This is a genomic window from Hydrocoleum sp. CS-953 (assembly GCF_002260545.1).
Classification (GTDB): Bacteria; Cyanobacteriota; Cyanobacteriia; order Cyanobacteriales; family Microcoleaceae; genus Trichodesmium.
Genome location: NZ_LGSU01001130.1, coordinates 1 through 7,081 on the forward strand (window position 1 = coordinate 1; position 7,081 = coordinate 7,081).

A 7,081-nucleotide genomic window follows, 5' to 3' on the forward strand; every position below is an offset into this window, starting at 1 on the left:
TACTCCAGGGAAACGCTCCATGAATCCTTGGACAGAGTTAATTTGACGCTCTGGTAGTACCTTTTTTTCTCCGAGAGCTACCTCTAAAAAAAGTTGCCCGAAAATCATAACTTCCTCTACTCATAATTTTCATATTCTAGTTACTCGACCTCTTAAAATTTGACTGGCAAAATAAGTAAATTGCTATGTATTTTTGGTATACTGAGGATATAATTCAACCAAAATGTTTATTACTTACCGAAAAATCAAGGTTGAAAGCCTCTCTTTTCAAGGAGAAAAAAAGAAAAAAATTTCCTTTAAATCAATCCTTCTATCACAGAAGAGGTCATTTCAGTTATCAGTTATCAGTTATCAGTACCTCTGCAATAAGGAGTCTTGACATTAAGGAATAGTCTCTTTTTTTATCTCTTTAAAAAGGGAGGCACATACCCACAATTTTTCGGTAATAATTAATAATTAATTATTAATTATTTACGCACTGCTTCTAGTAAACGAGAATAATAGAAACTGGTGCTGGTCATTGTTTTTCTTTGGATAGAAAAACCATTACTTTCAATAATTTTGATAATATCTGCTTCTTGATGCTGATAAGCACGAGTAGTTTTGCTTGGACCAGGAAATAATTCTCNCTAAATTCAAAATTATGCCGAAAAGCTTCTAGTAAACGAGAATAATAGAAACTGGTGCTGGTCATTGTTTTTCTTTGGATAGAAAAACCATTACTTTCAATAATTTTGATAATATCTGCTTCTTGATGCTGATAAGCACGAGTAGTTTTGCTTGGACCAGGAAATAATTCTCCTACTTTTTTCAATATAGTTAAAGCTAAAGTTTTTGGGGCAAAACTAATAATTAACCGTGACTCTGCTAGAGATATTAAATGATTAATCATAGCTGCAATTTGGTCTTGAGGATAATGGATCAAAACATCTAAACAAACAACTGTATGATACTTACCACTTAAAGCTTCTAAGTCTTGAGCCACAAAATTAATATTATCTATACTGATTAAACTAGATTTCGCACGCTGATAAGCCTCGGATACCATTTTTTCTGAGATATCACTACCATAAATAATTGATCCAGCTTGAGCTAAGGGAATACTTAAACTACCAACCCCACAACCAGCATCACATATTGATAAGCCTGATAAATTATCATCTGCTTGTAGCCAACTGAGAACTGTATCAACGGTTTGCTGATGTCCTTTCCTAATATCTAACTGTACCTTGTTTACTTGACCATCCCCATAAATTCTGCGCCATCGGTCAAAACCAGTTGAATTAAAATAATCTCTGACAATAGTTTTATCGTCTGTTTTTGTCATTTCTCTTCTTAATGTTATAGTGATTCTCAAGCAAGCTTACAAAACTTTATATTACATCAAAGTTGGCTTTGATATGACCAATTCCTAATAAGTAGCCCATCAACTGGGGTACTAAAAACTGGACTTGATTATTATGCCTTACTTCGGAGCAAAAAAAATTGTCACCATTAAAATTTGATTGCCCAACTCAGTTCTGAGAAATGCTCAACAGACTAAGTTTATTGACTTTTATTACTATAACCTGTATAATTAATACTCTTTTACCAGCTCAGGCCGAAAAGTTGCGAGTTGGTGTAGCTGGATCGCCTCCTTTTGTAATTCAGGATAATTTTTTCCAAGGTATTAGTGTTGAAATTTGGCAAGAACTAGCTCTATCGGAAGAACTAGAGTACGAATTTATCCCACAAGATAGTGTGGCTAGTAGTATTGACAGTATAACTAAAGGAGAACTAGATGTTATTATTGGGCCGATAAGTATAACTTCCGATCGCTTAGAATTAGAAAAAGTTACTTTTACTCAACCCTATTTTCTTGCCAATATTGGTTTGTTAATTACTGCTGAGAGACCTACTGTCTGGAGTAGAATTAGACCTTTTTTTGGCCTGGCTTTTATTTCTTCAGTTTGTTTATTAATAGTTCTATTATTTATAGTGGGTAATCTTTTGTGGTTAGCTGAAAGACGGCAAAACACTGAACAATTTCCTAAAGATTATTGGCATGGAGTGGGTAATGGTATGTGGTTTGCTGTGGTAACTTTAACTACGGTGGGATATGGCGATCGTACTCCAATTACTAAAGCTGGGCGTATTATTGCTGGGGTATGGATGGTTGTTACTATGGTGACAGTTTCTTCTCTGACTGCTGGTATAGCTACTACTTTAACTCTTTCTTTGTCTAATCAAAGAGTTGTAGAGTTTAGTTCTCCTGAAGATATTAAGGATGCTAGAATTTCGGTAGTTAAAGGTTCTACTGGAGAAAGATGGGCAGAGTTTTATGGAGCGCGTATTAGTCAGACTGAGAGTTTGATAGATGCAATTAATTTACTCAAGTCAGATGAGGTGGATGGTGTGGTTTTTGATGTTCCTGCTCTTCAGTATTATTTACATAATCATCCTAAAGAACGTTTGAAGTTATCTCCAGTTTATTTTGCTAGTGAAGCTTATGGTTTTATTATTTCTCCTGATCGCCCTTTTCTCAACAATATTAATATTAAAATTTTAGAAATGAAGGAAAATGGCAAGATTAAGGAGATAAAGTCTAAGTGGTTATCTTATTCTAAGAGGAAGAGAATAGGGAGCATTGATTAATTGATAATTGATAATTGATAATTGATAATTCTTTCAAGGAAAACCAAGAGGATTGAAGAGAAATATCCTAGCACTTTTTTTCTCTTGAAATAGAAGGCTTTATACCTTAATTTTTCGGTAAAAATAGGAATAATATACACTCTAATTTTTATTACCTGTAAATGAATGATATTCTTCTGTGCTAGACACAGATTTTGCCACGGATAGCTCACAATAGTTTTGCCACGGATGAACGGATTATTAAGCAGTTTTATCTTGATTATAGTCTAGATTAAATAAAGCATTAATTAACCATGATCGAAAAGTTTTATTATCTGTAAATTGACGATATTCTGCTGTATTAGACAGGGATTTTACTACGNACGGATTATTAAGCAGTTTTATCTTGATTATAGTCTAGATTAAATAAAGCATTAATTAACCATGATCGAAAAGTTTTATTATCTGTAAATTGACGATATTCTGCTGTATTAGACAGGGATTTTACTACGGATAGCTCACACAGATTTTGCCAGGGATGACGGATTATTAAGCGCTTTTATCTCCCTCGTAGTCGAGATTAAATAAAGTATTAATTAACCACTATCGCCAATTTTTATTATCTGTAAATTGAGGATATTATTCTGTGCTAGACAAGGATTTTGCCACGGATGAACGGATTATTCAGCAGTTTTATCTTGATTATAGTTAAGATTAAATGAAGCATTAATTAACCATTCTCGAAAGTTTTATTATCTGTAAATTGACGATATTCTTGTAAATGTTCGCGAATATAACGTCTTAATTCTTGACTGAATTTATTTTCAAAGGTAAGTTGAGCATTTTGCGGGTTACTATAATTTCTAGCATTTTGATATTTTCCATCTTCTCTGACTTTTTCTGGCAACTCTTCTAAGAAAAATTTCCACGTTTTATCCTCATTTTGCCACGGATCGTTCACACAGATTTTGCCACGGATACATAGATTATTAAGCTGTTTTATTTTGGTTATAGTCGAGATTAAATAGAGTATTGATTAACCATTCTCGAAAATTTTTATTGTCTGTAAATTGACGATATTCTTCTAGATGTTCCCGAATATAACGTCTTAATTCTTGACTGAATTTATTTTCAAAGGTTAGTTTAGCATTTTGCGGGTCGCTATAATTTATAGCATTTTGATATTCTCCATCTTTTCTGACTTTTTCTGGCAACTCTTCTAATAAAAATTTCCACGTTTTATCCTGATTTTGCCAAACAATACTACCACCGAAGCGGTTATTAAATTCTTGGATTATTTGACTGATTTTATCTGACTTATTTTCAGAATTTCCCCTAACAATATTTTCGGCAATGGGAGACAAAGTATTTTTCCTAGTTAAACTAATACTTTGACTTCCTAAAAGTTCTACTCGATAACTCTCAATATCCACACTATTAATAATTCCTGCTGACAAATCATAATTATCTAATTTTGGCAACTTACTAAATAACAATTTCAGAAAAGTATTTAAACTTTCCCAATCAGAATTTTTAAAACTTTTCACCTGCACCAAAAATTGATAATTTCTGACAAAACTTCTAGCTTTATTCTGAAACTCTATTTTTTCCTCCTCCTCTAAATTATTCTGATAATTTTCCACACAAATATCTAAGACTGGCTCCCAATTTTCCCGCGACTCACTACTCACAAACTTACTCATAAATTCCTGTACATCTTCTGGAGAATAAATATGAAACTTTGCCAAACTATCTTCTAAGTCGTGGAGGCGATCGCTATTTGTTTCCTCACTTAAAATAGTGGTTTTGTAATAAGGTTCAAAAGCTTTCTGAATTTCATCGGCAGAATTTACAAAATCCAAAACAAAAGTATCTCTTTTTCCCTCACAAGAACGGTTTAACCGAGACAAAGTTTGTATGGCTTTTACATCAGATAAAACTTTATCCACATACATAGTATGCAGCAACGGTTCATCGAAACCAGTTTGATATTTATTTGCAACAATTAAAAATCTATATTTATCCTCTTTAAAAGCTTTTGCAATCTTATCCCCAGAAAAACCATTCATAGAATACTCATCTTCCTTTTTGCCGTCTATTTCTTTACTGCCAGAAAAAGCAACAATAGTTTTATACTTAGAATTGATTTTGCTCAAATATTTGTCGAAAGCTAATTTATAATAAATCGCACTTTTAATACTATTACTAACAACCATTGCCTTGGCTTTTCCATTAATTTTTCCCTTGGAAATTACGTTTGATAAAAAATGCTCAATCATCACTTCTGCTTTTTTGGCGATATTCTCTGGATGCTCCTCCACATATCGTTTTAATTTCTTTTTTGCCTGTTTAATATTAAATTCTGGGTCGTCTATAATTTTCTTCTGCAAACGACAATAGGTTTTATAAGTCGTATAATTCTGCAAAACATCTAGAATAAATCCTTCCTTAATTGCTTGTTTCATTGAATAATTATGGAACGGATAAAATTTCCCATCTGCCGGATTTTTGACACCAAATAATTCTAAAGTTTTATTTTTTGGCGTGGCAGTAAAGGCGTAATAATTGGCGTTTGGGCAAGGTTTTTGCGACTCGATAATTCGGATTATTTTATCTTCGGTGGTTTCCTCCTCTTCGGAATCTTCTTTACTCAAAGATTCGCTCATTTTTGCTGCACTTTTGCCCGTTTGGCTGGAGTGCGCTTCGTCGATGATAATGGCAAAATTTTTATCGGCTAAAGATTGAATTTCCTCGACGACGTAGGGAAATTTTTGCACCGTTGTAATAATAATTTTGCTGCCTTTTTCCAAAGCTGACTTTAATTGTTTACTGCCTCCGGTAATTGCTTCGACGACTCCGGCGGTTTGCTCAAATTGTTGAATATTTTCCCTAATTTGTGTATCTAAAATTTTGCGGTCTGTCACGACCAAGACTGAATCGAAAATTGTTTCAGTCTGGGTAATATTTTTCAGTTCGACAAGTTGATGACTCAACCAGGTTATAGAATTACTTTTGCCGGAATCTGCGGAATGTTGGATTAAGTAGCGGTTGCCGACTCCTTGGTTTTTTGTATGTTTTAAAAGTTGCCTTACTAAGTCGAGTTGATGGTAGCGGGGGAAGATTAATTTTTCCTTTTTGGCTGATTTTTTGTCTCTATCTTTATTTTCCTCTGCTGTGAGTTGAGCGTAATTTTCGATGATGTTGCTGAGAGTTTCTTTGGCTAAAATTTCTTTCCACAAATAATCTGTTTTGATGCGGTTGGGGTGGGGTGGGTTTCCTGCTGTATCGGCAAAAGGTAGAGCAGAATTTGATTTTTTGCCTTTGTTGAATGGTAGGAATTTTGTATTTTTGCCGTCGAGTTTTGTTGTCATCCACACTTCGTTAGTGTCGAGGGCGAAATGTACTAAGCAACGTTTAAATTGAAATAATAATTCTGAGGGGAGGCGGTCATTTTTATATTGGTTTATGGCGTCTTGAAAGTTTTGCCCAGTTAGTTGATTTTTTAGCTCGAAGGTAATAACTGGTAAACCGTTTATGAAAATTACTAAGTCGAGGGCGAGGTTATGGTTTTCTTTGTATTTAAGTTGCCGGGTGACTGAGAAAATATTTTTTTGGTAATTTTGGATAGTGTCGCGGTTGAGTCGAGAAGTGGGAAGTTTATAGTAAAGTTCGAGGTGAGTCTCTCCAGTTTTGATACCTTGGCGTAATATATTGACTATACTTTTTTCTTGGATTTGGCGGTGGAGGCGTTCATAAAGTTTTTTCTCCCAGTTGGTGCCGTGATAGTTAGAAATTTCCGTTAATTTTTCAGGTTGGGTACTGTGGAGAAACTGGGAAAGTTTGGGAATATCGAGACAGTAAGTGCGGTGATATTCTTTGGGGTTGCCTGGAGAATATTGGCAGTCTTGGATAAGACTTTGATAGATGGTATTTTCGAGATATTTTTCAGTAATATCGGGAGTCATTTCAGTTATTGGTTAAATGTAGGTTGGGTTGAGGTACGAAACCCAACTTTTTGAAGTCAGAAGTTTGAAGTTGGTATTTACATCTATATATATCGCATGGCAAAAATTTAGGTGGAAAATTTCGAGTCATATCTATATCNATATTTTTCAGTAATATCGGGAGTCATTTCAGTTATTGGTTAAATGTAGGTTGGGTTGAGGTACGAAACCCAACTTTTTGAAGTCAGAAGTTTGAAGTTGGTATTTACATCTATATATATCGCATGGCAAAAATTTAGGTGGAAAATTTCGAGTCATATCTATATCTATATATTATATGTCGGCAAAATTTTGGTTTGCTGGAGAAAGGGAAAATTTGAGATTTACCTATTTGCCAAAACTGGAAAATTCGGCAGGTACATATATATAGATATAGAAAATTTTGGTTTGCTGGAGAAAGGGAAAATTTGAGATTTACCTATTTGCCAAAACTGGAAAATTCGGCAGGTACATATATATAGATA

At 34.0% G+C, this 7,081-nt stretch carries 3 protein-coding genes and 2 pseudogenes; 1 reads left to right on the top strand and 4 read right to left on the bottom strand.

Features of this window, described 5'->3' with window-relative positions; genetic code table 11:
- Positions 1–467 precede the first annotated feature (467 nt).
- Together AFK68_RS17580 and bchM are read right to left on the bottom strand one after the other, a co-directional pair.
- A pseudogene (locus tag AFK68_RS17580) lies at positions 468–628 on the bottom strand (magnesium protoporphyrin IX methyltransferase); the annotation flags it as partial.
- Between the two features lies 1 nt (position 629).
- A pseudogene (gene bchM, locus AFK68_RS17585) lies at positions 630–1,327 on the bottom strand (magnesium protoporphyrin IX methyltransferase); the annotation flags it as partial.
- Positions 1,328–1,527: 200 nt separating this feature from the next.
- Between bchM and AFK68_RS17590 the strand changes: the two are divergent.
- On the top strand, positions 1,528–2,634 hold the full coding sequence (locus AFK68_RS17590) for a transporter substrate-binding domain-containing protein (protein ID WP_094673894.1): 1,107 nt from the start codon (positions 1,528–1,530) through the stop codon (positions 2,632–2,634).
- 709 nt (positions 2,635–3,343) lie between these two features.
- On the opposite strand, the gene AFK68_RS17595 is transcribed toward AFK68_RS17590, so the two are convergent.
- On the bottom strand, positions 3,344–3,574 hold the full coding sequence (locus AFK68_RS17595; protein WP_094673895.1) for a hypothetical protein: 231 nt from the start codon (positions 3,572–3,574) through the stop codon (positions 3,344–3,346).
- 28 nt (positions 3,575–3,602) lie between these two features.
- On the bottom strand, positions 3,603–6,578 hold the full coding sequence (locus AFK68_RS17600; RefSeq protein WP_094673896.1) for a type I restriction endonuclease subunit R: 2,976 nt from the start codon (positions 6,576–6,578) through the stop codon (positions 3,603–3,605).
- Between the last annotated feature and the right edge of the window lie 503 nt (positions 6,579–7,081).